This window comes from Leeuwenhoekiella sp. A16 (assembly GCF_047946675.1).
Classification (GTDB): domain Bacteria; phylum Bacteroidota; class Bacteroidia; order Flavobacteriales; family Flavobacteriaceae; genus Leeuwenhoekiella.
In genome coordinates this window covers 2,656,971-2,678,054 of the sequence record NZ_CP172313.1, presented here as the reverse complement: position 1 = coordinate 2,678,054, position 21,084 = coordinate 2,656,971, and the positions used below count along the sequence as shown (strand labels likewise).

At 37.9% G+C, this 21,084-nt stretch carries 25 protein-coding genes and 2 tRNA genes; 17 read left to right on the top strand and 10 right to left on the bottom strand.

Translation table 11 applies throughout. The features are described from left to right. Positions 1–498 carry a phosphoribosyltransferase family protein gene (locus ACH3O9_RS11820; RefSeq protein WP_416440660.1) on the top strand — a complete coding sequence of 166 codons (498 nt, stop codon included), beginning with the start codon at positions 1–3 and terminating at the stop codon, positions 496–498. Here the strand turns inward: ACH3O9_RS11820 and ACH3O9_RS11815 are convergent. Beyond that, on the bottom strand, positions 490–1,008 hold the full coding sequence (locus ACH3O9_RS11815) for a shikimate kinase (protein WP_416440658.1): 519 nt from the start codon (positions 1,006–1,008) through the stop codon (positions 490–492). The two genes, ACH3O9_RS11820 and ACH3O9_RS11815, sit on opposite strands and share 9 nt — an antisense overlap. 122 nt (positions 1,009–1,130) lie before the next feature. On the opposite strand from ACH3O9_RS11815, the gene ACH3O9_RS11810 reads away from it, so the two are divergent. Together ACH3O9_RS11810 and ACH3O9_RS11805 are read left to right on the top strand one after the other, a co-directional pair. Beyond that, positions 1,131–1,203, top strand: a tRNA-Lys gene (locus tag ACH3O9_RS11810). A 64-nt stretch (positions 1,204–1,267) separates the two neighbouring features. Next, positions 1,268–1,351, top strand: a tRNA-Leu gene (locus ACH3O9_RS11805). Between the two features lie 61 nt (positions 1,352–1,412). Here ACH3O9_RS11805 and ACH3O9_RS11800 read toward each other — a convergent pair. Together ACH3O9_RS11800 and ACH3O9_RS11795 are read right to left on the bottom strand one after the other, a co-directional pair. Continuing rightward, entirely contained in the window at positions 1,413–1,784 is a 372-nt protein-coding gene (locus tag ACH3O9_RS11800; RefSeq protein ID WP_416440656.1) for a hypothetical protein, read from the bottom strand. 59 nt (positions 1,785–1,843) lie between these two features. Then, on the bottom strand, positions 1,844–2,212 hold the full coding sequence (locus ACH3O9_RS11795) for a hypothetical protein (protein WP_416440654.1): 369 nt from the start codon (positions 2,210–2,212) through the stop codon (positions 1,844–1,846). Positions 2,213–2,371: 159 nt separating this feature from the next. Between ACH3O9_RS11795 and ACH3O9_RS11790 the strand changes: the two genes are divergently transcribed. Next, complete coding sequence (locus ACH3O9_RS11790; protein WP_416440652.1) at positions 2,372–3,559, top strand: MFS transporter; 1,188 nt, start codon at positions 2,372–2,374, stop codon at positions 3,557–3,559. Positions 3,560–3,636: 77 nt separating this feature from the next. Here ACH3O9_RS11790 and ACH3O9_RS11785 read toward each other — a convergent pair whose 3' ends face one another. Further along, positions 3,637–4,290, bottom strand: coding sequence for an SDR family oxidoreductase (locus ACH3O9_RS11785; protein ID WP_416440650.1), 654 nt, complete (start codon positions 4,288–4,290; stop codon positions 3,637–3,639). Positions 4,291–4,440: 150 nt separating this feature from the next. Here ACH3O9_RS11785 and trxA point away from each other — a divergent pair, with 150 nt between their 5' ends. Next, positions 4,441–4,740 (top strand): thioredoxin, encoded by a 300-nt coding sequence (gene trxA, locus ACH3O9_RS11780; protein WP_416440648.1) that lies wholly within the window; start codon positions 4,441–4,443, stop codon positions 4,738–4,740. Positions 4,741–4,743: 3 nt separating this feature from the next. On the opposite strand, the gene ACH3O9_RS11775 is transcribed toward trxA, so the two are convergent. From ACH3O9_RS11775 to ACH3O9_RS11765, 3 genes are all read right to left on the bottom strand, one after another. Next, the gene (locus ACH3O9_RS11775; RefSeq protein WP_416440646.1) at positions 4,744–6,288 is read right to left on the bottom strand and encodes an alkaline phosphatase D family protein; all 1,545 of its coding nucleotides are present in this window, start codon (positions 6,286–6,288) and stop codon (positions 4,744–4,746) included. 109 nt (positions 6,289–6,397) lie between these two features. Continuing rightward, positions 6,398–7,141 carry a DUF5995 family protein gene (locus ACH3O9_RS11770; RefSeq protein ID WP_416440644.1) on the bottom strand — a complete coding sequence of 248 codons (744 nt, stop codon included), beginning with the start codon at positions 7,139–7,141 and terminating at the stop codon, positions 6,398–6,400. Between the two features lie 13 nt (positions 7,142–7,154). Further along, positions 7,155–8,078, bottom strand: coding sequence for an AraC family transcriptional regulator (locus ACH3O9_RS11765; protein WP_416440642.1), 924 nt, complete (start codon positions 8,076–8,078; stop codon positions 7,155–7,157). Between the two features lie 231 nt (positions 8,079–8,309). On the opposite strand from ACH3O9_RS11765, the gene ACH3O9_RS11760 reads away from it, so the two are divergent. Together ACH3O9_RS11760 and ACH3O9_RS11755 are read left to right on the top strand one after the other, a co-directional pair. Beyond that, a complete protein-coding gene (locus tag ACH3O9_RS11760; RefSeq protein ID WP_416440640.1) occupies positions 8,310–9,833 on the top strand; it encodes an aldehyde dehydrogenase family protein in 1,524 nt (507 codons plus the stop codon). 10 nt (positions 9,834–9,843) lie between these two features. Next, the gene (locus ACH3O9_RS11755; protein ID WP_416440638.1) at positions 9,844–10,218 is read left to right on the top strand and encodes a DUF779 domain-containing protein; all 375 of its coding nucleotides are present in this window, start codon (positions 9,844–9,846) and stop codon (positions 10,216–10,218) included. Between the two features lie 109 nt (positions 10,219–10,327). On the opposite strand, the gene ACH3O9_RS11750 is transcribed toward ACH3O9_RS11755, so the two are convergent. After that, positions 10,328–10,636, bottom strand: coding sequence for a phosphoribosylpyrophosphate synthetase (locus ACH3O9_RS11750; RefSeq protein ID WP_416440636.1), 309 nt, complete (start codon positions 10,634–10,636; stop codon positions 10,328–10,330). Positions 10,637–10,754: 118 nt separating this feature from the next. Between ACH3O9_RS11750 and ACH3O9_RS11745 the strand changes: the two genes are divergently transcribed. From ACH3O9_RS11745 to ACH3O9_RS11735, 3 genes are all read left to right on the top strand, one after another. After that, the gene (locus ACH3O9_RS11745; RefSeq protein ID WP_416440634.1) at positions 10,755–11,312 is read left to right on the top strand and encodes a thioredoxin family protein; all 558 of its coding nucleotides are present in this window, start codon (positions 10,755–10,757) and stop codon (positions 11,310–11,312) included. A 96-nt stretch (positions 11,313–11,408) separates the two neighbouring features. Further along, positions 11,409–12,080: a uracil-DNA glycosylase family protein gene (locus tag ACH3O9_RS11740; protein ID WP_416440632.1), complete on the top strand. Its 672-nt coding sequence runs from the start codon at positions 11,409–11,411 to the stop codon at positions 12,078–12,080. Positions 12,081–12,312: 232 nt separating this feature from the next. After that, positions 12,313–14,070: a M14 family metallopeptidase gene (locus ACH3O9_RS11735; RefSeq protein ID WP_416440630.1), complete on the top strand. Its 1,758-nt coding sequence runs from the start codon at positions 12,313–12,315 to the stop codon at positions 14,068–14,070. Here the strand turns inward: ACH3O9_RS11735 and ACH3O9_RS11730 are convergent. Then, a complete protein-coding gene (locus tag ACH3O9_RS11730) occupies positions 14,038–14,661 on the bottom strand; it encodes an NUDIX hydrolase (protein ID WP_416440628.1) in 624 nt (207 codons plus the stop codon). The two genes, ACH3O9_RS11735 and ACH3O9_RS11730, sit on opposite strands and share 33 nt — an antisense overlap. A gap of 7 nt (positions 14,662–14,668) precedes the next feature. Here ACH3O9_RS11730 and pyrE point away from each other — a divergent pair, with 7 nt between their 5' ends. Both pyrE and ACH3O9_RS11720 read left to right on the top strand, forming a co-directional pair. Next, positions 14,669–15,319 (top strand): orotate phosphoribosyltransferase, encoded by a 651-nt coding sequence (gene pyrE, locus ACH3O9_RS11725; protein WP_416440626.1) that lies wholly within the window; start codon positions 14,669–14,671, stop codon positions 15,317–15,319. A gap of 55 nt (positions 15,320–15,374) precedes the next feature. After that, positions 15,375–15,767 (top strand): SRPBCC family protein, encoded by a 393-nt coding sequence (locus ACH3O9_RS11720; protein ID WP_416440624.1) that lies wholly within the window; start codon positions 15,375–15,377, stop codon positions 15,765–15,767. Here the strand turns inward: ACH3O9_RS11720 and ACH3O9_RS11715 are convergent. Further along, positions 15,764–16,495: a biotin--[acetyl-CoA-carboxylase] ligase gene (locus ACH3O9_RS11715; protein WP_416440622.1), complete on the bottom strand. Its 732-nt coding sequence runs from the start codon at positions 16,493–16,495 to the stop codon at positions 15,764–15,766. The genes ACH3O9_RS11720 and ACH3O9_RS11715 overlap by 4 nt on opposite strands. Before the next feature lie 85 nt (positions 16,496–16,580). Here ACH3O9_RS11715 and rsfS point away from each other — a divergent pair, with 85 nt between their 5' ends. The 5 genes from rsfS (at position 16,581) to ACH3O9_RS11690 (ending at position 21,083) form a co-directional block, all read left to right on the top strand. Next, positions 16,581–16,955, top strand: coding sequence for a ribosome silencing factor (gene rsfS / locus ACH3O9_RS11710; protein WP_416440620.1), 375 nt, complete (start codon positions 16,581–16,583; stop codon positions 16,953–16,955). Between the two features lie 7 nt (positions 16,956–16,962). Further along, positions 16,963–18,918: an ATP-dependent zinc metalloprotease FtsH gene (ftsH, locus tag ACH3O9_RS11705; protein ID WP_416440618.1), complete on the top strand. Its 1,956-nt coding sequence runs from the start codon at positions 16,963–16,965 to the stop codon at positions 18,916–18,918. 105 nt (positions 18,919–19,023) lie between these two features. Further along, on the top strand, positions 19,024–19,638 hold the full coding sequence (locus tag ACH3O9_RS11700; RefSeq protein WP_416440616.1) for an LUD domain-containing protein: 615 nt from the start codon (positions 19,024–19,026) through the stop codon (positions 19,636–19,638). Position 19,639: 1 nt separating this feature from the next. Further along, a complete protein-coding gene (locus ACH3O9_RS11695; protein WP_416440614.1) occupies positions 19,640–20,443 on the top strand; it encodes a phosphatidate cytidylyltransferase in 804 nt (267 codons plus the stop codon). Next, the gene (locus ACH3O9_RS11690) at positions 20,433–21,083 is read left to right on the top strand and encodes a phosphatidylserine decarboxylase family protein (protein ID WP_416440612.1); all 651 of its coding nucleotides are present in this window, start codon (positions 20,433–20,435) and stop codon (positions 21,081–21,083) included. The genes ACH3O9_RS11695 and ACH3O9_RS11690 overlap by 11 nt, the downstream gene beginning before the upstream one ends. Position 21,084: the final 1 nt, after the last annotated feature.

Genomic DNA, 21,084 nt, shown 5'->3' with positions numbered 1-21,084 from the left:
ATGGCCGTACAGACAATTCTTACTCATGCCGATATTCAAAATAAAATAAGACGTATCGCTTATCAAATATACGAGTGCAATGTAGAGGAGACCGAAGTGATTCTTGCCGGCATCTCTAAGAACGGTTATGTTTTTGCGCAGCGCTTAAAAGAAATATTAGAACATATCTCTGAAATTAAATGTACGCTTTGTGAGGTCACGATGAATAAAGACAATCCGCTGGGCACGGTAAAGACTTCTCTGGAATCAAGTGCATACAGCAACAAATCTGTCGTGCTTATAGACGATGTTTTAAATAGCGGCACATCATTGATCTATGGTGTTAAGTATTTTCTTGAAGTACCACTTAAACAGTTTAAAACCGCGGTTCTGGTAAACAGAAATCATAAAAAATACCCGGTAAAAGCAGATTTTAAAGGTATCTCGCTAAGCACATCTTTACATGAAAGAGTAAAAGTGCGTTTTAAACCAGATAAAGACAGCGCTGTTTTAGAATAATTTCGCCTCGAGCTCATCTACAAGCTCTGCTTCAGATTTACCTGCCGCAAATAGCTTAAAATCGGCCTGATTATAGTAAAAACCGCGTTCAAAAAGGTGTTTTCTTATATATTCTTCCAGCTTTTCTTTAGTATCCTGGTGCGCTAACAGCGGCCTATGCAAGCGAGCTTCCCAAAGTCTGCCGGTAAGTTCTTCTACCGGCACATTGATATACACACTAACACCTTGTGCATTTTTTATAAGTTCCATATTTGTGCCGTAGCAGGGTGTACCTCCTCCTAAGCTTATAATCGTGTCATCAAAACCAGATAAAACATTCTTAAGATGGATTGATTCTATCTTTCTAAAATATATTTCACCTTTATTTTTAAAAATCTCTGCGACGGTCATTTTTTCTTTTCCTTCAATATAACTGTCAAAATCGAGGAAATTATAGTTTATTTTTTCAGCCAGCATTTTACCAAGGGTCGATTTACCACTTCCCATATACCCCATTAAAAAAATTGTCATGCGCTTTATTTATTGATTTTCAGTGAAATAAATTCTTGTAAAAAAAAGTATTCAAATTTATCAAAAAACCTTTTGAATTATCAATTAAATGGCTGTATATTTGCACCCGCATTCAGGGAAAAGATCTGGTAGCTCAGTTGGTAGAGCATCTCCCTTTTAAGGAGAGGGTCCTGGGTTCGAGCCCCAGCCAGATCACTTTAAAACATAGAATGTTATAAAAAAGTTGAGCATTTTATGCTCGACTTTTTTTTTACTACCTACCCGGGTGCTGGAATTGGTAGACAGGCATGGTTGAGGGCCATGTGTCCTTAAGGGCGTGTGGGTTCAAGTCCCATTCCGGGTACAAGAAAAAAATGCTGAAGAAATTATCTTCAGCATTTTTTTTATTTTATCTGGTGTCGTATCTACAGTTCTACCTTTAAACTATTCTCCAGTTTTAAAATTTCGTCATAAATCAATATCACAAATTCATGTTCTGTTTTTTGCTTGTAAAGATCTAAATGTGGTATTCTGTAAAATATACCTTCCTCCTTCTTGTAATAATTCTCAAGCTCTTCACTATAGACAAAGTCGCGCTTCTCTTTCTTTGCAATAAAATACTTCAACAACTTACAGTAACCATCTAAAACAGCAATTGAATAAGCCATACGCACACTTAGGGGAGTATCTTTATTAACCGTATTAATATAAGAATGGTGATTGAAAATATTTTGATCTTTTAATATTTTCATTTTCTCCTTAAAACTGTACTCTATATTTATAAGAACTTCTCTCATCACCTCTTATATACGTAATAAAGAAGCTTAAAGTTTTAATTATCATTGAACTCTGGTTTTTATTCACCTAAATTCTCAGAAAGACTATACAATTTTATGTAAGCTTCAAAAAACTCACCGTCGTCAAACCAGTGCGAAAAGCGGCATTCGTATTTACCCATATAAATATCTTTAGCAAGCTCAAAATTTTCAATTTTAATGTGGCCTATTTTGCCTGCGGTCTTCTCGTAAATATGAACCTTATTCTTGTAAAAAGGCAGCAGTTGCTTTATTCTTAATTCCAGCGGTTGCCCAGGCGCACAATTATTTATGATCTTTATCTTTCTGCCTTTTTTGTGTACCGCCTTAATTTCATAAAACGCATGAGAAGTATCATCCTCATGTACTTCTTGCTCTTTATCAACAGTTTTGAGTAGTTTCCTTTCCATAGCTAAACATTAATTCCACGTTTATAGTTTAAAATGTCAAGATATAGGTTAAAAGAAAACAACATTTATCGTATTGATTATCTTATCATTAAATATATTTTATCTGTACCCATTTAAATGCTGTATTTTTGCGGCTTTCTAAAAACTAAAACAATAATTGTGTCGATACATAAAGGACTTATTTCACTTGCAGTAGGAGGTTTTGGTATAGGAATGACTGAATTTGTCATGATGGGAATTCTTCCCGACGTTGCTCAGGATCTAAATATTACGATTCCACAGGCTGGCCATTTTATCTCTGCTTATGCTTTAGGCGTTGTAATTGGCGCACCCATTCTTGTAATGCTTGCCGGTAACTTTCCGCCGAAGAAGTTGTTATTAGCATTAATGACTGCTTTTACCTGCTTTAATGCTATGTCAATTTTTGCGCCCAGCTACGAGGTGATGCTAATTACCAGACTATTTTCGGGATTGCCACATGGTGCCTTTTTTGGTGTAGGCGCTGTGGTTGCAAGCAGACTGGTAGAAAAAAATAAAGCCGCCAGTGCAGTAGCTGTCATGCTTAGCGGACTAACATTCGCAAACATCATTGGGATTCCCATTGGTACTTACGTAGGTCATAATATCTCGTGGCGCTATACATTTGTCATGGTTGCTGTCATCGGCTTACTTGCTATAACAGCGATCTTTATATGGATGCCCAACCTGGCAAAAAACAAGCCTGCAAAAGTAATTGATGATCTAAAGGTCTTTACACATCTGGAGCCTTGGCTCATCCTTGGTATTACTGCCATAGGTACGGGTGGTTTCTTTGCGTGGTATAGTTACATCACGCCACTACTAACAGAAGTAAGTGGGTTTAGTAATAATAATGTAACCTTTATACTTATGCTTGCCGGTATTGGTATGACGGTGGGTAACTTTGCAGGCGGTAAACTCGCAGATAAAGTTTCTCCTTTAAAAGCTACTGCTATTCTATTGGCCATAATGGCCTTTGCTTTGGTGTTAGTTTCAGTTTTAGCTCCTGTAAAATGGGCAACAATTCTTATGGCCTTTCTTACCGGCGGTATTGCCTTTTCTACTGCTTCACCTATACAGATGCTTATGATAAAAGCATCAAGAGGGTCTGAAATGCTCGCATCGTCTGTTAATCAGGCAGGATTTAATATTGGTAACGCTACCGGTGCCTTCTTAGGGGGATTACCTATTGCAGCGGGATTGGGCTATGCTTCGCCAGAACTAGTAGGCGCCGCTATGGCCTTTGGCGGTGTGCTTGTTGCACTGTCTATAATTGCTTTGCGAAAAAAACGCTCTAACGCTGCTGTTTTGGCTTCTTCTAGCAATTGAGAAATACTCAATAAGAGATAGAAGAGTTTATATTGAAATAAAAAAAATCCGGTATAAAAACCGGATTTTTGAGCCTTTTATGCCACTTTTTTCACAGCTTCTTCTATGTGTGTATCTCCTTCTAGAATCTCGAAAGTCGCATTTTGTGCAACCTCATCATTTAAGGCTGTAACAATTGTTTTTGCCACATCGTCACGGCTTATTTCGCCTATATGGTCTAATCTGATGTCAAGTTCTATTTTACCAGTTCCGGCATCATTGGTTAAAGTTCCGGGTCGCACTATAGCATAATTAAGTCCGCTGGATTTTAAATAGGCATCTGCATTTTTTTTCGCCTCAAGGTAATGCTGCAAATTCTCGTTAGATTCTGGCTTATCTGCATGTATAGCACTCAACATTACAAACTTTTTGACATTCGCTTTTTTTGCAACATCAATTAATTTTTTAGCACCTTCCTGATCTACTTGGGTAGTTTTTTCGGCAGGAGTATTTCCTCCTGAGCCTGCGGCGAAAACCACTTTATCTATACCATTCACTACATGAGAAAGATCGTTTTCCAGATCTCCTAATACAGTTTCCACATCTCTGTCTTCAAAATATTGTTGCTGCTCTGCTTTTCTAACCATTGCTACAGGGTTAAAATATTGTGATTGACTAAGCAGATCAATTATTTTTCTACCGGTAGTACCGTTTGCACCAGCAACTAGTACATTCTCTTTACTCTCTTTCATATTCAAAAATTTTACAGCAAGTTATTTGAAACTTCTTCCTTAACCTGATAACTTAACGCCATTTAACGCCTCAATTAATAGCATTTTAGCAATTATTAAGATGTCGTTAAACTGTTTCCTGATTATTTTTAATCAATTAATTTTGTACCTATGAAAACTAATTTTGGCTCAATAACAGATTCTGAAACTCCCGTGTTAATCGATTTTTTCGCAACATGGTGTGGCCCTTGTCAAACGCTTGCCCCCATACTTAGCGATGTAAAAAAGGAGCTGGGAGACGCGGTAAAGATCATCAAGATCGATGTAGATAAAAATCAGGTGCTTGCGCAGAAATTCCAAGTGCGTGGCGTGCCCACTCTAATGCTTTTTAAAGACGGAAAACAATTGTGGAGACAGAGCGGGGTTCTATCAAGAGCAGATCTTAAACAAATCATTCAGTCCCATAGTTAAAAACTACTCGCCCTTTAAATGAGGGCTTCCCAGCTGCACAACAAATGTTGTATCTGTGCGCACTGTACTCTCAGGTTTTTTAACTGTACTTACAAATTTATAATCTGCCGTAGCGGTAGAATCTGTCAGGGTTAATATAAGATAGCCGTGGTCTCTTAAGTTGGCATATTTAAGATGTGGATTTAGAGCCGTATTAACGATTTCTTTCTCGTGCACAATTACACTATCTGTTGCTGTGCTTTCATTACTATTAGCAGAATTTATACTGGTCACGCCAAATTCTACTGCAAATGCCCCTTTTCCAGTCTCAGCCTCATAATCCTCAAACGGATTGTTTGTCGCCTCAAAAGCCCATGAAGAATGCGTGTCACCGGTAACAAATATGATATTTTGAATACTATCCTGTTTAATTAAGCTGGCCAGTTGCTTTTGCTCATTAGGATAACCATCCCACGAATCAAGATTTATATGAAAGCCGGGGAAACCCCAGTCTAAATAAGAATAAATGACCTGATTGCCAATGATTTTCCATTTGGCCTGAGAGGTCATTAATTTATTGGCCAACCATTCAAACTGAATATCACCTAGCAACTTGTGGCTTTTTTCGTTTAAAACGGGATCTGTTAAACTGTCTGCCGGCGCGGTACGCCCTTCTAATCGCTCATCAAGCATTACTAACTCTGCCATATTACCAAAATCGAAATCTCTAAAGTGTTTTGCGCTTTCGCGAATGGGCAGCCACTCATAAAAAACCTGTTTAGCAATATTCTTTCTAGTCTCATAATCACCCTCATCTGCCTGGTGGTTTTGAGCCCCGGTGGTATAAGAATTATTTGATATCTCATGGTCATCCCAGATATTTATAAATGGATGACTGGCGTGTACAGCTTGTAAATCCTTATCAAGATGATACTGCGCATAGCGATCGCGATAATCTGTAAGCGTAATTATCTCATGCTTGGGAATGTTGATACGACCTATAGTTGTGTCGCCATAAGTGCCTGTACCATATTCATAAATGTAATCACCTAAATGCAAAACTGCCTGTATATCTTTTTCTTTTGCAAGGTGTTTATACGCGTTAAAATAACCCCACTCATAATTACTGCAACTCACTACTCCTAATTTTAATGTAGAACTATTTTGAGCAGCAGTACGAGTTCTGCCAATCTGTGAGGTTGCACCTAAAGCATTAAAACGATAGAAATATGTAGCTCCTTCTTCCAGCTTAGTTACATCAATTTTTACCGTGTAATCCTGCTTAGGCGAAGTTGAAAAATCCCCGTTATTCACTATTGATTGAAAAGTACTGTCTCTAGCGACCTCCCATGTGCCTTCAATTTCAGGAACCTGAGTTTCGGGAGTTACACGTGTCCAGATTATAACCCGATCTTCTTCAGGATCGCCAGAAGCTACACCATGATAAAAAGGTTTTAATGAATCATTACGCAGCATTGCGCTATTTTCTGCCAGCGGCGGATATGTTTTATCGCGTTTGCACGAAATAATAGAAAACAGAAGAATAAAAAGCAACAGATAAATACGCATGATAAGATTTTAGAAGCTAAATGTAAACAAATCTGCTATTTTAAATATTAAGCGATTGCAACCATTTATAACCTAAAAACAACCGATTTTTTACCCTAAATGGGCGATTTTATGCCTGGCTTAAGATCTTAGAAATCGCTTTTACATCTTTTAGCTCAAAGAAATAAACGAGCTTTATTAGAAACCTGAGAAGCTTACTTTTAGGTGCAATAAGATTTTCAGCAAGTTTACTTATGGCTTCATCTCTTCTTTTAAGCACCCCTATTTTATTTACAGCCTGGTGGTATTCATTAGCAAATAACCAAGCCCCGTCTCGTGCCACTTCTATACTAAAGCTTACAAGTTTATCTTCTTTGCCTTTTCCGAAATAATCTATAAGCCTAAACAGCGGTGATATCTTGCTTATTTTTTCTTTTACGCCACCTACCATATCTGCCAGAATCGCATTGATCTTGTCAAAATCTGCTTCAAAATCTGCTAACTGCCCCTTATCTCCTACTGTTTCTGCAGCAGCAATACCCAGATCTAGATTTATATGCGCATTTATCCCCAGTAATAAACATTGCATAACCAGTGGTTTTTTCGCTTTAAAGCTTACTAACCAACTTGACGTTGGTATTTTATCTGTAGTAAATTGCGTATAAGCTTCTAAATAGCGCCCCGCAAAAATGACATCCAGTTTTTCCATACGGGTCGTATCGTCAAATTCGTTATTAGCAATACCAGTTTTGATACGCTCTGTAACGGTTTTATACAGTATAGGGAAAAATGCAAGGCAGGAATTACCAATAGTTTCTTCATTGATTATATCACCTAAATTGAGAATAACCTCGTCTATTGTCGCAGCTGGCATAAGAGAAGATTATTTAGTTGTAAGTACACGCCGTATTTTTAGATAGATTTTGATAAACGCTGGGTGAAACTTTTTTAATGCGTTTAAAAACTCTGTTGAAATAAGATCTACTCTCAAAACCACATTCCAGATACACATCTTTTATTTTTCTGTCTGGATTGTGAAGAAGACTCACAGCAAGTTTTATGCGCTCATTATTTATAAAATCAACAGGTGAAATCCCCAATTCGTTTTTAAATACTCGGTAAAAATGAGATTCACTCATACACGCCTTCTTGCTCAACTCGTCTATTGAAAGTGATTTGTAAAGATTGTCGCGTATGTATTTAATAATAAAAGCAAGCCTGTTATCGCTGCTTAGAGTCATTGCTTTTTCGGTATAGATTTTTCTTGAGTTTGTCTGTAACACACGTACGATGAGTTCCTGAAGCATATTATCTACAAAGAGATCCTTAGAAGGATGATTCTCTGTAAATAGAAAAAGAAGACGCTGTAATATTTGATAAATGCCGGCGTCATTTGTAAAGTGAAAATTGTAATTGAGAAAGCCCCACTCACCATTATCAAGCTTAGGCATATTCTCGTTCATCGTCTGTACCACTTTCATTATTTTTTCATCAGAAATGGCTAATGCCAGACATCGGGTAGGATCTTTCTCTTTTGCTTCGGGGAAATCGATGCACATTACCTCATCTGCAGGTAGAATAAGTGATTCACCTGGTAAAAAATCAAATGATTGTAAATCTCTTAAATGCATGATCTTCTTTCCGCGCAGCATACTGGCCATTACGGGCTGGTCAAATTGCAAAAAAACGCGCTCTGCCTGTTCATGAGTTTCAAATACGTGAAGAGCAGCATTATTTAATGTGTACGAGGTTTGATTCTCAACTAAATTTTGAAGCTTTCTTTTTTTAAAAAAATGCTCGGGTAACTGCATAAGCTTCAGGTTTAAACTATTAATTACTTAAAAACACATCAATTTATTTAATAAATATACAAATTAGGCTACTAATATTTAACATATTATTAAAATATGGCAGTATCGTTCAACCTTATGATAGAATGGGTCAGACTTTTTACGCAATCGTTGTATATATTTGGCTACACGTGAATTTCTCTGGAACAACCAACTGTAAATAAACTCTTTACTAATTTAATAAATATAGAAATGGATAACGTAGAAACAACGTCTAAAAATGTGGTTGAAAAACCAAAATTTAAAGACAAATATGAAAACTTCATTGGTGGTAAATGGACAGCCCCTGTAAATGGTCAATACTTTGACAACCTTTCACCCGTAGATGGAAAAAGCTTCACTAAAATTGCCAGATCTACTAAAGAAGATATAGACTTAGCTCTCGATGCTGCATGGGAGGCCGCTCCTGCCTGGAACAATTCTGCAGCTGCGTATCGCAGTAATCTGTTATTGAAGATCGCTGATGTGATGGAAAATAATCTGGAAACGCTGGCCAGAGCAGAAACCTGGGATAATGGTAAAGCCATACGAGAAACTCGTGCTGCAGATTTGCCGCTTGCTGTAGATCACTTTAGATATTTTGCGGGAGTAATACGTGCTGAAGAAGGATCTGTAAGTGAATTAGATTCTAACACTGTTTGCCTAAATGTTACTGAACCTTTAGGTGTTGTAGGACAGATAATACCATGGAATTTCCCGCTTTTAATGGCTACCTGGAAGATGGCGCCGGCACTTGCTGCAGGTAATTGCGTGGTTCTTAAACCAGCAGAGCAAACACCTGTGGGAATTATGATTCTTATGGAAATGATTCAGGATATTTTACCTCCCGGTGTGCTTAATGTAGTTAATGGTTTTGGTGCGGAAGCTGGTAAGCCACTAGCCTCTAGCCCAAGAATTGATAAGATTGCCTTTACAGGCGAAACAACAACCGGGCAATTGATCATGCAGTATGCATCTAAAAACATTACACCAGTAACGCTTGAACTAGGCGGTAAATCTCCCAATGTCTTTTTTGAAAGCGTGATGGATGCAGATGATGATTTCTTTGATAAATGTCTGGAAGGCGCAGTTATGTTTGCCCTAAATCAAGGAGAGGTTTGTACTTGTCCTTCCCGACTCTTAGTGCAGGAAAGTATTTTTGACAAGTTTATGGAGCGTGTGGTTGAACGCACTAAAGCCATAAAACTTGGTCATCCGCTTGATGCAGATACCATGATGGGAGCGCAGGCTTCTAACGATCAATATGAAAAGATCCTTAACTACATAAGCATAGGTAAAGAAGAAGGTTGTGAGGTGTTGACAGGTGGCGAGGCAGCTTATAATGAAGGTCTGGAAGGCGGTTATTATATTCAGCCCACGATCTTAAAAGGAAATAATAAAATGCGTGTATTTCAGGAAGAAATCTTTGGCCCTGTGGTTTGCGTGACTTCCTTTAAAGATGAAGCAGATGCTATAGAAATTGCAAATGATACTTTATACGGTCTTGGTGCCGGCGTGTGGACGCGAGATACACATCAGGCTTACCAAATTTCCAGAGCGATTAAAGCGGGACGCGTTTGGGTTAATAATTATCACAATTATCCTGCTCATGCACCCTTTGGCGGATATAAAAAATCTGGTATAGGTCGTGAAAATCACAAAATGATGCTTAATCACTACCGTCACACTAAGAACATGCTTATTTCTTACGACAAAAAAGCAATGGGCTTTTTCTAAAAATAAAATTATGACGCAACGCGTAAAGGCAACAGATGCAGCTAAAGAAGTGATTGATAAATTACGGGAGCAACATGGCGAGCTCATGTTTCACCAGAGTGGTGGTTGCTGCGATGGTTCATCGCCTATGTGTTTCCCAAAAGGAGAACTCATGCTTAATGAAAATGATATTTTCTTAGGCACCATTCATGGTTGTGATTTTTATATGTCTAACGACCAATTTGAATACTGGAAGCATACACAACTCACCGTAGATGTCACAAGTGGTCGTGGTGCGAGTTTCTCCTTAGAAATTCCGCTGGGAGTGAGATTTGTGATCAAATCAAGAATGTATTCTGAAGAAGAAAGTAAAGACCTAAGCCCAATAAGATTGGGCGAAGAATGATGGGTTAATACAACAGTGTTTTAAATGCGAAAATCGGCTCCTGAAAAGAAGCCGATTTTTTATTGTTTTAAACCGATTTTGGCTATTTTAAGCCGATTTATTGCTGTATTTAATAATGCTCTATACGCAGTTTTTCTATCATTTCTTTAGAAATCTGGCCGCTATATGCACCGTAAGCATCAACAAGCAAGCCTTTTATATCATCATGCGTATTGATAACATATAAAACCGAATTATCTCCCGGATTTGTGAAACCTTCAAAACGAAAGGCATTCTCTACTTCTATCTGGCCTGCGTCCCATGTTTTCTTAAGATGCTTAGATTCTATGCCTTCATCTACCAGATTAAAATCTGTATCGTATCCTTTGCGCTGTAAATCTTCTATCGCGACTGATAATGACGAATATGTATTTTTCATGTTGATTGGTTTTTAATAAAAATACAAAGCTTAACGAGCAGCTACAAAACTTTAAAACAACTTTAGTATTTGTAACTTTAGCTGTTTTACTAAGACTCATAGAATAGAAATAAATACAATGGCAAATACTCCTTCTAATATGCTGCCTTTGGGTACTAAAGCCCCATACTTTAAATTATTTGATACAGTTACTAAAAACAATGTATCGATACATGATGTTATGGGAGAACGTGGCACGGTAGTTATGTTCATCTGCAACCATTGCCCTTTTGTAAAACACGTTAATGATGAGATAGTGCGTGTCGCAAATGATTACCGCGTTCTTGGTTTTGGTTTTGTGGCAATTAGCAGTAATGACATTGAGAATTACCCTTTAGACCACCCACTTTTAATGCGTGAGAATGCATTAAAAAACAACTTTACTTTTCCCTATTTATATGATGAAAGTCAGGAAGTGGCAAAAGCTTACGATGCTGCATGCACACCAGATTTTTATCTTTTTGATGCAGAACTAGAACTGGTTTACAGAGGCCAGTTAGATGATTCCCGCCCGGGCAATGGCATTCCCGTGAATGGCAGAGATTTACGCGAAGCACTTGATAATCTCCTCAATAGCCGGAAACAAAGCACGCATCAAAAACCAAGCATAGGCTGCAATATAAAGTGGAAGAATTAGGCTAAAAATCGGGCTTTTTGAGGTCAAAATTGGCTCAAATTTTCATTTTCATTGACGAACTTGCGCCTTCAAATACTAAAATTCAGCATTTAAAGTATGTTTCACCATAAACATCCCTATAAACCTTTTAATCTTGAGAATGCGACCAAACTTATAGTAGGCACCCTCCCACCACCGCGCTTTACCAGCAGAGAACTACTCATTGATGACGTAGATTTTTGCTACGGAAGCCGTAATGGTATGCTGTGGCCCATTCTCGATAAAATGTTTGATCTTAACTTGCTTTATGATAATTCTGACGCAGCGGTACAGCAACGCTATGATTTTTTGATTGATCGTAAAATAGGTATTTGTGATGTGGTCAATTCAGCCAGGCGGGATAAAATAGATGCTTCAGATCTGGGGATGCAGGAAGTAGAGTTGCGCCCGCTTATCAAATACCTGCAAGAATATCCCCAGATCGACACATTGTTATTCACTGGTGGCAACAGTAAAAACGGCCCGGAATATTTCTTTCGCCGTCTGGCGAAAAAACATAACATTTCGCTTAAAGCGGTAAATAAAGGAGTGCCTCGCGTACATCAATTTCAACTTCCGGAGGCAAAAAATCCGTCACGCATAATTACCACAGTTTCACTTACCGCACCTTCTGGCGCTGCAAACCGGGCGATAGGCAGCATGGCTCTTTATAAAAAAATTAAAGATGAAGATCCAGAATTCACAACCTTCGACTTTAGAGTGATGCAATACAGACCATTTTTTGAATAAGTCTAATCACAGCTAATAATTTAGCACAAAATAGAAGTCTAACAGTCACACTGAGCTTGTCGAAGTGCCACTTATATTCCCTTTACACATATTAAAAACATCCGTCTAACTTCTTTCTTCAAACTTCTTTCTTCGGACTTCGGACTTCTCTCTTCCAAATTCTCTCTCTTCTTCCCTCCTACTCCACACTTCTAAATATTCCCTATTTTTATCGCACAATCTAAAACCTCTCATGAAAAACATATTTCTTTTCGCTTTAAGCGTATTTTTTATTTCCTGTGCCGAAAAAAACAATCCAGTCGATTATGACCTGACCACTCGTTTTGAAAAGAGCGAAGGCAAACAAACGGCGACTTATGATGAGGTTATAAAATTCTACCACGATCTTGATGAAGCTTACATCTCTATAAAAACGTATGAAATTGGTTCTACAGACAGCGGTTACCCCTTGACCTTAGTTACTTTTAATCCAGATCGCACATTTGATTCAGAATTTGCAGACGATATGCAAGTCACTCGTTTGCTTATAAATAATGGTATTCATCCCGGTGAGCCTGACGGCATAGACGCGACCATGTTGCTTATGCGCGATTTAGCTTCAGGTAAAATAGAAACACCTAAAAATGTATGGATAGGCACGATCGCACTTTATAACATAGGCGGTGCTCTTAACAGAAACAGTACCAGCCGTACAAATCAAAATGGCCCGGAAGAATATGGTTTTCGCGGTAACGCGCGCAATTATGATCTCAATCGAGATTTTATTAAAGCAGACACGCGCAATGCCAGAACATTTGCAGATATCTATCACATGATCAATCCTGATGTATTTATAGATAATCATGTGAGCAACGGTGCCGATTATCAATATACGTTGACACATCTTTTTACCCAGCATGATAAGTTGGGTGGCGAACTGGGAGATTATGTACATAACGATCTGCAACCGCAACTAGAACAAAGACTGGCTGCAGAGAAGTGGGACATCACGCCGTATGTGAATGTTTTTAATCAAGTGCCTGAAACCGGATTTTCTCAGTTTATGGATTTCCCGCGGTATTCTACAGGGTATACGACCTTGTGGAACACCGTAGGGATGATGGTAGAAACACATATGCTTAAACCTTACAAACCTCGCGTAGAAGGCACTTACGAACTTATGCGCAATATGATCGAGATTGTAGAGAAAGATGGCGATAAAATAACCGAAATGCGAAAAGCCGCCAATACGATACTAAAATCGGGTGCAGAAACGGGAAAATCGTACAATATCGCTTTTGCAGTTGACAGCAGCAAGGTCACCAAATTTACCTTTAAAGGCTTTGAAGGCGAAACAATGACTAGCGAAATCACCGGGAAAAATCGGTTAAAATATAACAGAAATCGGCCATTTGAGCGAAAAATCAGCTACTATGACAATTTTAAAGCCACAGCTTCTGTGACGGTTCCAAAAAGTTATATCATTCCGCAGGGTTGGCACAATGTGATAGACCGCTTACGCGAAAATGACATTAAGCTTGAGCGCATTCAAAAAGATACTACTATGGCGGTTTCTGTATATCACATTGCCGATTTTAAAACAAGAACTTCTCCATACGAGGGGCATTATCAACATTACGACACCAATGTTGAGGAAACGGTTGAGAATATAACTTTTAGAAAAGGAGATTTTATTGTCAATACCGCACAATTGGGGCTGCGCTATTTAATAGAAACTCTTGAACCAGCAGCTGCAGATTCTTTCTTTAACTGGAATTATTTTGACACTATTCTTCAGCAAAAAGAAGGCTTCTCACCTTACGTCTGGGAAGATAAAGCGCTAGAACTTTTAAATAATAATGCAGACCTTAAAAAGAAATTTGAAGACAAAAAAGCCGCCGATGAAAGCTTTCGCGAAAGCTGGTACGCACAATTAGACTTGTTGCATAAGCACTCTCCTAATTATGAGAAAGCGCACCTACGCTACCCTGTCTTTAGGATTAGTAATTAAATATTCTTTAGGGAAAAGGAGTTTTATGTTTTCGTAAGACTTAGTAAGTGCTTTTTGAGCCTTTTCAAAATTCTTCCACTTCACTTTTTTGATGCCTTCACTAGGTTCAGGTTCAAGAACACCTTTGTAATCTGTGGTCATGTTATACCAGATAGTTTCCTTGAGCTTAAACTTATTGTTACGCTTAAAAATGTGGTATGTAGTTGTAAGATAGCTTTCTATTTGAAGACCTTCTGCGCCGGTTTCTTCCCACACCTCGCGAATGGCACACTCTTCTATGGTCTCGTTTTTCTCAAGTTTACCCTTAGGCAGATCCCACTTACCATTTCTGTAAATGAAAAGGATCTCACCTTTATCGTTATGAACCATGCCGCCACCGGCTATAACAAGCGGAAGTTTCTTCTTAAGTGTTTTAAGAAGCTTTTTCTCTTTGGGATGATACAGATTGATATGTGTAAGCTGGCCAGAACTCACCTGCCTGATGATGTTTTTCAGCTTAGCCCGTTTTATAGGTATAGAGGTGTAGTTTTTACCGATGTACTTTTCTGTCGAAAGAATAATGGGCACATCATTTACAAAAACTTTATACATTTGCACCATGGTCTTAAAAAAGGAAACAGCTAAAAAAACTGCTGAGTTATTGCTGCAAATTAATGCAATTAAATTACAACCACAAAACCCTTTTACATGGGCCAGCGGTTGGAGGTCTCCTATTTACTGCGATAACCGCATAACCTTGTCATATCCACAGATACGTAATTACATACGTGAGAATATGGCCAGACAAATAGAAACCCTGTACGGCAAGCCAGATGTGATCGCAGGTGTTGCTACGGGAGCGATAGGAATAGGCATGCTAGTGGCAGATTATCTTAATCTCCCTTTTGTATATGTAAGACCGGAAGCTAAAAAACACGGCAGACAAAACCAGATAGAAGGTCAACTTGAATCTGGGCAAAATGTAGTGGTTGTAGAAGATCTAATAAGTACCGGCAATAGCAGTTTAATGGCTGTAGAAGCTCTTAAAGAAGCTGGCGCCCACGTTAAAGGTATGCTCGCAATTTTTACTTATGGCTTTGATATAGCCGATGATAATTTTAAAAAGCATGATGTACAATTGCATACGCTAAGTGATTATAATCATTTATTAGAGCAAGCACTTGATACCCGTTATATTTCTGAAAAGGAAAAACTTACCTTGCAGGAGTGGCGACTGAGTCCAGATAAATGGACGGGAATTGTCAAATAAATAAAAAAAAATCAAAATAATTTGAAATTTGGCGCAAGCCTAACATATAACAAGAATGAATCTAGAAAGCCCGGTTACCGTTGTAGAAAAAACACCAGAAGAGATTTATAATTTTCTTATAAAAGTGGAAAACTACGAACGTCTAATGCCTGATAATATTCAGAAATTTGAAATTTTAAGCGATACTCGTTTTCTTTTTGCTCTAAAAGGAATGCCGGAAATTGTTCTGGAATTAAAAGACAAAGTACCTTTTAATAAAGTTGTTCTGGGTGCTGCTAGCGACAAATTACCATTCACACTTATTTCTGAAATTAAAGAACTTACAGCAGGATCAAGTGAAGTACAATTGTTATTTGAAGGAGAATTTAACCCAATGATCAGCATGATGATCAAATCACCTATCAAAAAATTTATAGAGACACTGGCTACAAACCTGCAGAATATCTAATATAGAAGTTCTATTTGTTTAAGATCGTATTCTGCCTGAGTGTCATCTTCTAGAAGCACTACAAGCCTGCCTTGATCTGAAACGCCATTAATAATACCATTAAAGGGTAGGTTATCACCATCTTTAAATGCGGAAGGAACACCTTTTCTAAATAGTTTTTCTTCATAACTGGATTTTAACTCATCAAATTTTCCTTCCATAAGCAGATCAACATACTTATAGAACTGTTTGATGAGTTTATCTAGTAAATTTTCCAGATCATATTCTAACGCGGTTTGCAATTTTAATGAGGTAGCACGCGGTGCATATTGAAAGACGGTTTGATTTACATTAAGCCCTACTCCTATTATCACAGCGTCCAGTCTGCCGTTCTTGATAACACTTTCTATTAGAACGCCGCATATCTTTTCTTTTCCTGCCAATATGTCGTTAGGCCATTTTACACTCACTTTCTCAATCCCCAGTTGCTCGAGCAACTCATATATTGCCAGAGAGGTTGCCATTGTGATGTAAAATTGTTGATTTACAGGTATCACCTTAACCTTTCTAAACACGCTGAAAGTAAGGTTTTTGCCGGGTTCTGCCTCCCACCCTGTACCCATTTGACCCTTACCCGCAGTTTGCTCTACGGCATAGGCCAGTATATCTTCTGTAACATTTAGATCACGACAGAATTCCCTTAAATAAGTGTTAGTAGAACCTGTGGCATTAAGTTTGACAATGTGCATATAGAGAATGAATAGATTAAATCTTCAATCTGAAAATCCTTATAAAACAAAATTGTAATAACTTTGCGTAAATAAAAAAAATTTAATGTCAAAAAAAGAAGAGGGGACAGACCAGCTCATAACAACTATTTTAGAGGGAATCGAGGAAGTAAAGGGACAGGATATTGATATTTTAGATCTAAGAGAAATAGAAAATATGGTTTGTGACTACTTCATAATCTGCAATGGTACATCTAACACGCAGGTTGCAGCGATAGTCAATTCGGTTCAAAAAGTAGTAAGTAAAAAATTAAAAGATAAACCATGGCACGTTGAAGGACTTCAAAATGCCGAATGGGTATTGATGGATTACGTTCATATTGTAGTTCATGTATTTCAAAAACATATTAGAGAATATTACGATATAGAAAGTCTTTGGGGAGATGCCAAATTAACTTCTATACACACAAATTATAACTAAACTGTAAATGGCAGATAAAAAGAACAAGCCCACCCCTAAAAAACCAAAATTTAATGCTTGGTGGATTTACACCGCGCTAATATTGGTATTCCTGGGTATTAATTACTTAGGCAGCGGAAGCGGCTTTGGTGAACCGGCAAAAACGACCCCAGATAAATTTGAGACTTACGCAGCTGCTGGGGATGTTAAGAAAGTAGAAATCGTAAACAAGATAATGGCTCGCGTCTATTTAACAGACGAAGCCAAAAAGAAAGATATACACGCTAAAGCGGAAAGTAAAGGCTTTTTACCGGGTGCAGGCGGGGCCGATTATGAGTTCCAGTTTGGTGACCTGCAGATCTTTCAAAATCGTGTACATGAGATAGAGCAGGAAAGCAATATAAAAATTCCACTTTCTTTTGAAAGTGAAAGTAATTATATGGGCGAATTGCTTCTTACGTTATTACCCATAGCCGTTATTATAGGTATCTGGATATTTATCATGCGTCGCATGTCTTCTGGTGCCGGAGGCGGTGCAGGTGGACAGATTTTTAATATTGGTAAATCAAAAGCTAAACTTTTTGATGAGAAAATAGACGTTAAAACAACGTTTAAAGATGTTGCTGGATTAGAAGGTGCAAAAGAGGAAGTTCAGGAAATTGTAGACTTTCTTAAAAATCCTGGAAAATACACAAATCTGGGAGGTAAGATACCAAAAGGAGCACTACTCGTAGGACCTCCGGGAACTGGTAAAACTTTACTTGCAAAAGCTGTTGCCGGTGAAGCTAAAGTACCTTTCTTCTCGCTATCAGGGTCAGACTTTGTTGAGATGTTTGTAGGTGTAGGTGCATCTCGAGTGCGTGACTTATTTAAACAGGCAAAAGAAAAATCGCCTGCTATTATATTCATTGATGAGATTGACGCAATAGGTAGAGCACGTGGTAAAGCTAATTTTAGCGGCTCAAATGACGAGCGTGAGAATACACTGAACCAACTCTTAACCGAGATGGACGGTTTTGGCACTAACACAAATGTTATTGTTCTTGCAGCCACAAACCGTGCAGATGTACTTGATAAAGCTCTTATGCGTGCGGGACGTTTTGACAGACAGATCTACGTAGATCTTCCTGATGTAAGAGAGCGTAAAGAAATTTTTGAAGTTCACTTAAGACCCCTTAAAAAGGTTGCTGATGAACTTGATACAGAATTTATGGCTAAACAGACTCCCGGATTTTCAGGAGCAGATATTGCTAATGTCTGTAACGAGGCTGCGTTAATTGCTGCCAGACAAGAAAAAACTGCCGTAGGCCGACAAGATTTTCTGGACGCTGTAGACCGTATTGTAGGTGGTCTTGAGAAGAAAAATAAGATCATTACTCCAGATGAGAAAAAAGCAATCGCTTATCACGAGGCAGGTCATGCCACTGTAAGCTGGATGCTTGAGCACGCTGCACCACTTGTAAAAGTGACTATTGTACCTCGCGGCCGTTCATTAGGTGCGGCATGGTATCTTCCTGAAGAAAGACTTATTGTGCGCCCGGAACAAATGCTTGACGAAATGTGTGCTGCTATGGGTGGTAGAGCCGCAGAGAAAGTAACATTTGATAAAATATCAACAGGTGCCTTAAGTGATCTTGAGAAAGTGACTAAGCAAGCGCGTATGATGGTAACTGTTTACGGTCTAAATGACGCAGTAGGTAATCTTACATATTACGATTCTTCAGGTCAGTCTGAATACAATTTTAGTAAGCCTTACAGCGAAAAAACAGCTGAGATCATAGATAAAGAGATCTCAAAGATTATTGAAGAGCAATATCAACGTGCTATACGTATCCTGGAAGAGAATAAGGACAAACTGCAACAATTAGCAGAACTTCTTCTTGATAAGGAAGTTATATTTAAAGATAATCTTGAGCAAATTTTTGGCAAAAGACCTTATGATAAAACCAAGCTTATAGAACCTGCTCCGGTTTCTGAAAGCTAGTTTTTCACATTAAGATGTTAATATTAAGTCTTAACTTGACATTTTGTTGAGTTAAGATTTTTTATATTTGAAAGAACCCTTAAAATATTGCCTAAGCACTCATTTATGAGTCTATTTAAAAAGCTTTTTACGCAAAAAAATAAGCCTGAACCGGAAACTTCCGGAATTCGTAAGGATGACAGAGGTAAATACATGCCAGATGTAAAGGCTCCGGCAGACGAGCGCTTTACTAAGCATTTCATCTTGAATGGTGGTAAATTTCTTTACTGCCTTGACATGGATGAATTACACGAGAGCTTTGATAATATTCTTCTGGAGAACGATTGGTACGAGAAGGATGTGTATTGCATGGACGATAAGCTCACAGATAAATTTAAAGGTTACAACCTAAATTTTGGCAGAGATCCTGATTCAGCATTTTTCTTTTCTACGTGTGAAAACTTAATTGCAGATGATGGCAGCCTGCTTATTTCATCTAACCAGATCAAAGAGAAGAAACTTAAAGAATTACCACAAAATTTTGTGATTTTTGCAACTGCGAGTCAAATAGTAAATAATATTGGTGAAGGTCTGCGAGGTATTAAGAAAAAAAATACAGGGCATATACCCACAAATATTACAACTATCAAAAATTTTGAACCTAAAGAAGGCTCTAAAGACTTTATGTCTTACGGTAGCAGTGCAAAAAATTTATATTTATTACTACTAGAAGATTTGTAGTATGCGGGAACTTGTTGTAAGGGCCCTTTCTGGCTTACTTTATATAACTATTTTGTTATTTTCTATTTTTTCTTCAGAGAGATGGTACATTCTTCTATTCCTCTGTTTTGGTCTAATTAGTCTTCGTGAATTTTTACGTTTAATTAGCTTTCAGTTCTGGTATCCTTACTTACTTTTAATTGGCTTCATTCTTTTCTTTAGTTATTATAAAGCCTACAAACCCGCAACGCTAATCCTTTTAGGAGTTACAGTTTTCACAGGTGGCTACTTAATTAAGAATTTATTCAGTACAAAGATTAGAAGGCTGTCTAAACCTTATAAATTATATATTACACTGTTTTATGTAATATCAGGCTTTGTTTTCTTAACGCTTCTCCCCTCACATGGAGACGAATTCTCACCATACACCGTTGCCGGCTTATTCGTTCTCATCTGGACCAATGACACTTTTGCTTATATAGTGGGTAAAAGTTTTGGCCGCCATAAATTATTCCCCAGTATCTCACCCAAGAAAACAATAGAAGGTTTTTTTGGCGGATTGATTTTTGCGTGTGTAGCCAGTTATTTTATTCATAAATTTACCCACAGTCTTAATTTCAATATTTGGCTTTCATTAGCTTTAGTAATGAGCACGTTAGGAACTCTGGGGGATCTTATAGAATCTAAACTTAAACGGGAAGCAGGTGTTAAAGACAGTGGCACACTTATGCCTGGGCATGGCGGTCTTTATGACAGACTTGACAGCATACTTTTTGCAAGCCCCTTTATATATCTGGTATTAATCATTTTTGAATATGTTTCATAAAGAAGGATTTAAAATAATCGTAATTGCTATTGTCATTTTTCTGATAGCACTACTTTCAGCACATACTTATATTGCCACACCCTGGATAAAGTATGTGATCTTTGCAGGCTTAATCGTATTTCTTTTTCTTATTCTACAATTTTTCAGAAATCCAGGTCGACTAGCTTCAGAAAATGAACAGCAGGTTCTTTCACCTGTTGATGGCAAAGTGGTAGTAATAGAAGAAGTTTTTGAAAAGGAATTCTTTAACGAGAAAAGGCTTCAGGTTTCCATTTTTATGTCCCCAATAAATGTACATGTCACTCGTTATCCTGTAGGCGGGAAAGTTGTTTACAGCAAGTATCATCCGGGTAAATATCTCGTAGCGTGGCATCCTAAGGCTTCAGAAGAAAATGAACGCACTACTGTGGTTGTTGAGACAAAAACTTTTGGCAATGTGCTTTACAGACAAATAGCCGGTGCTCTTGCAAAGCGTATCGTTAATTATGCTAAAGAAGGGGAAATTGCTAAACAGGGAAACGATAGCGGATTTATAAAATTTGGTTCCAGAGTTGATGTTTTTCTACCTCTCGATGCCAAAATAGCTGTAAAGCTGAATGAGAAGGTTAAAGGTGCAGTAAGCGTTATAGCAAATAAATAAG

Coding starts and splice junctions, on each gene's coding strand:
- ACH3O9_RS11820 (WP_416440660.1), top strand. CDS start 1: ATGGCCGTACAGACAATTCTTACTCATGCCGATATTCAAAATAAAATA.
- ACH3O9_RS11815 (WP_416440658.1), bottom strand. CDS start 1,008: ATGACAATTTTTTTAATGGGGTATATGGGAAGTGGTAAATCGACCCTT.
- ACH3O9_RS11800 (WP_416440656.1), bottom strand. CDS start 1,784: ATGAGAGAAGTTCTTATAAATATAGAGTACAGTTTTAAGGAGAAAATG.
- ACH3O9_RS11795 (WP_416440654.1), bottom strand. CDS start 2,212: ATGGAAAGGAAACTACTCAAAACTGTTGATAAAGAGCAAGAAGTACAT.
- ACH3O9_RS11785 (WP_416440650.1), bottom strand. CDS start 4,290: ATGAAAGAGAGTAAAGAGAATGTACTAGTTGCTGGTGCAAACGGTACT.
- trxA (WP_416440648.1), top strand. CDS start 4,441: ATGAAAACTAATTTTGGCTCAATAACAGATTCTGAAACTCCCGTGTTA.
- ACH3O9_RS11775 (WP_416440646.1), bottom strand. CDS start 6,288: ATGCGTATTTATCTGTTGCTTTTTATTCTTCTGTTTTCTATTATTTCG.
- ACH3O9_RS11770 (WP_416440644.1), bottom strand. CDS start 7,141: ATGCCAGCTGCGACAATAGACGAGGTTATTCTCAATTTAGGTGATATA.
- ACH3O9_RS11765 (WP_416440642.1), bottom strand. CDS start 8,078: ATGCAGTTACCCGAGCATTTTTTTAAAAAAAGAAAGCTTCAAAATTTA.
- ACH3O9_RS11760 (WP_416440640.1), top strand. CDS start 8,310: ATGGATAACGTAGAAACAACGTCTAAAAATGTGGTTGAAAAACCAAAA.
- ACH3O9_RS11755 (WP_416440638.1), top strand. CDS start 9,844: ATGACGCAACGCGTAAAGGCAACAGATGCAGCTAAAGAAGTGATTGAT.
- ACH3O9_RS11750 (WP_416440636.1), bottom strand. CDS start 10,636: ATGAAAAATACATATTCGTCATTATCAGTCGCGATAGAAGATTTACAG.
- ACH3O9_RS11745 (WP_416440634.1), top strand. CDS start 10,755: ATGGCAAATACTCCTTCTAATATGCTGCCTTTGGGTACTAAAGCCCCA.
- ACH3O9_RS11740 (WP_416440632.1), top strand. CDS start 11,409: ATGTTTCACCATAAACATCCCTATAAACCTTTTAATCTTGAGAATGCG.
- ACH3O9_RS11735 (WP_416440630.1), top strand. CDS start 12,313: ATGAAAAACATATTTCTTTTCGCTTTAAGCGTATTTTTTATTTCCTGT.
- ACH3O9_RS11730 (WP_416440628.1), bottom strand. CDS start 14,661: ATGTATAAAGTTTTTGTAAATGATGTGCCCATTATTCTTTCGACAGAA.
- pyrE (WP_416440626.1), top strand. CDS start 14,669: ATGGTCTTAAAAAAGGAAACAGCTAAAAAAACTGCTGAGTTATTGCTG.
- ACH3O9_RS11720 (WP_416440624.1), top strand. CDS start 15,375: ATGAATCTAGAAAGCCCGGTTACCGTTGTAGAAAAAACACCAGAAGAG.
- ACH3O9_RS11715 (WP_416440622.1), bottom strand. CDS start 16,495: ATGCACATTGTCAAACTTAATGCCACAGGTTCTACTAACACTTATTTA.
- rsfS (WP_416440620.1), top strand. CDS start 16,581: ATGTCAAAAAAAGAAGAGGGGACAGACCAGCTCATAACAACTATTTTA.
- ftsH (WP_416440618.1), top strand. CDS start 16,963: ATGGCAGATAAAAAGAACAAGCCCACCCCTAAAAAACCAAAATTTAAT.
- ACH3O9_RS11700 (WP_416440616.1), top strand. CDS start 19,024: ATGAGTCTATTTAAAAAGCTTTTTACGCAAAAAAATAAGCCTGAACCG.
- ACH3O9_RS11695 (WP_416440614.1), top strand. CDS start 19,640: ATGCGGGAACTTGTTGTAAGGGCCCTTTCTGGCTTACTTTATATAACT.
- ACH3O9_RS11690 (WP_416440612.1), top strand. CDS start 20,433: ATGTTTCATAAAGAAGGATTTAAAATAATCGTAATTGCTATTGTCATT.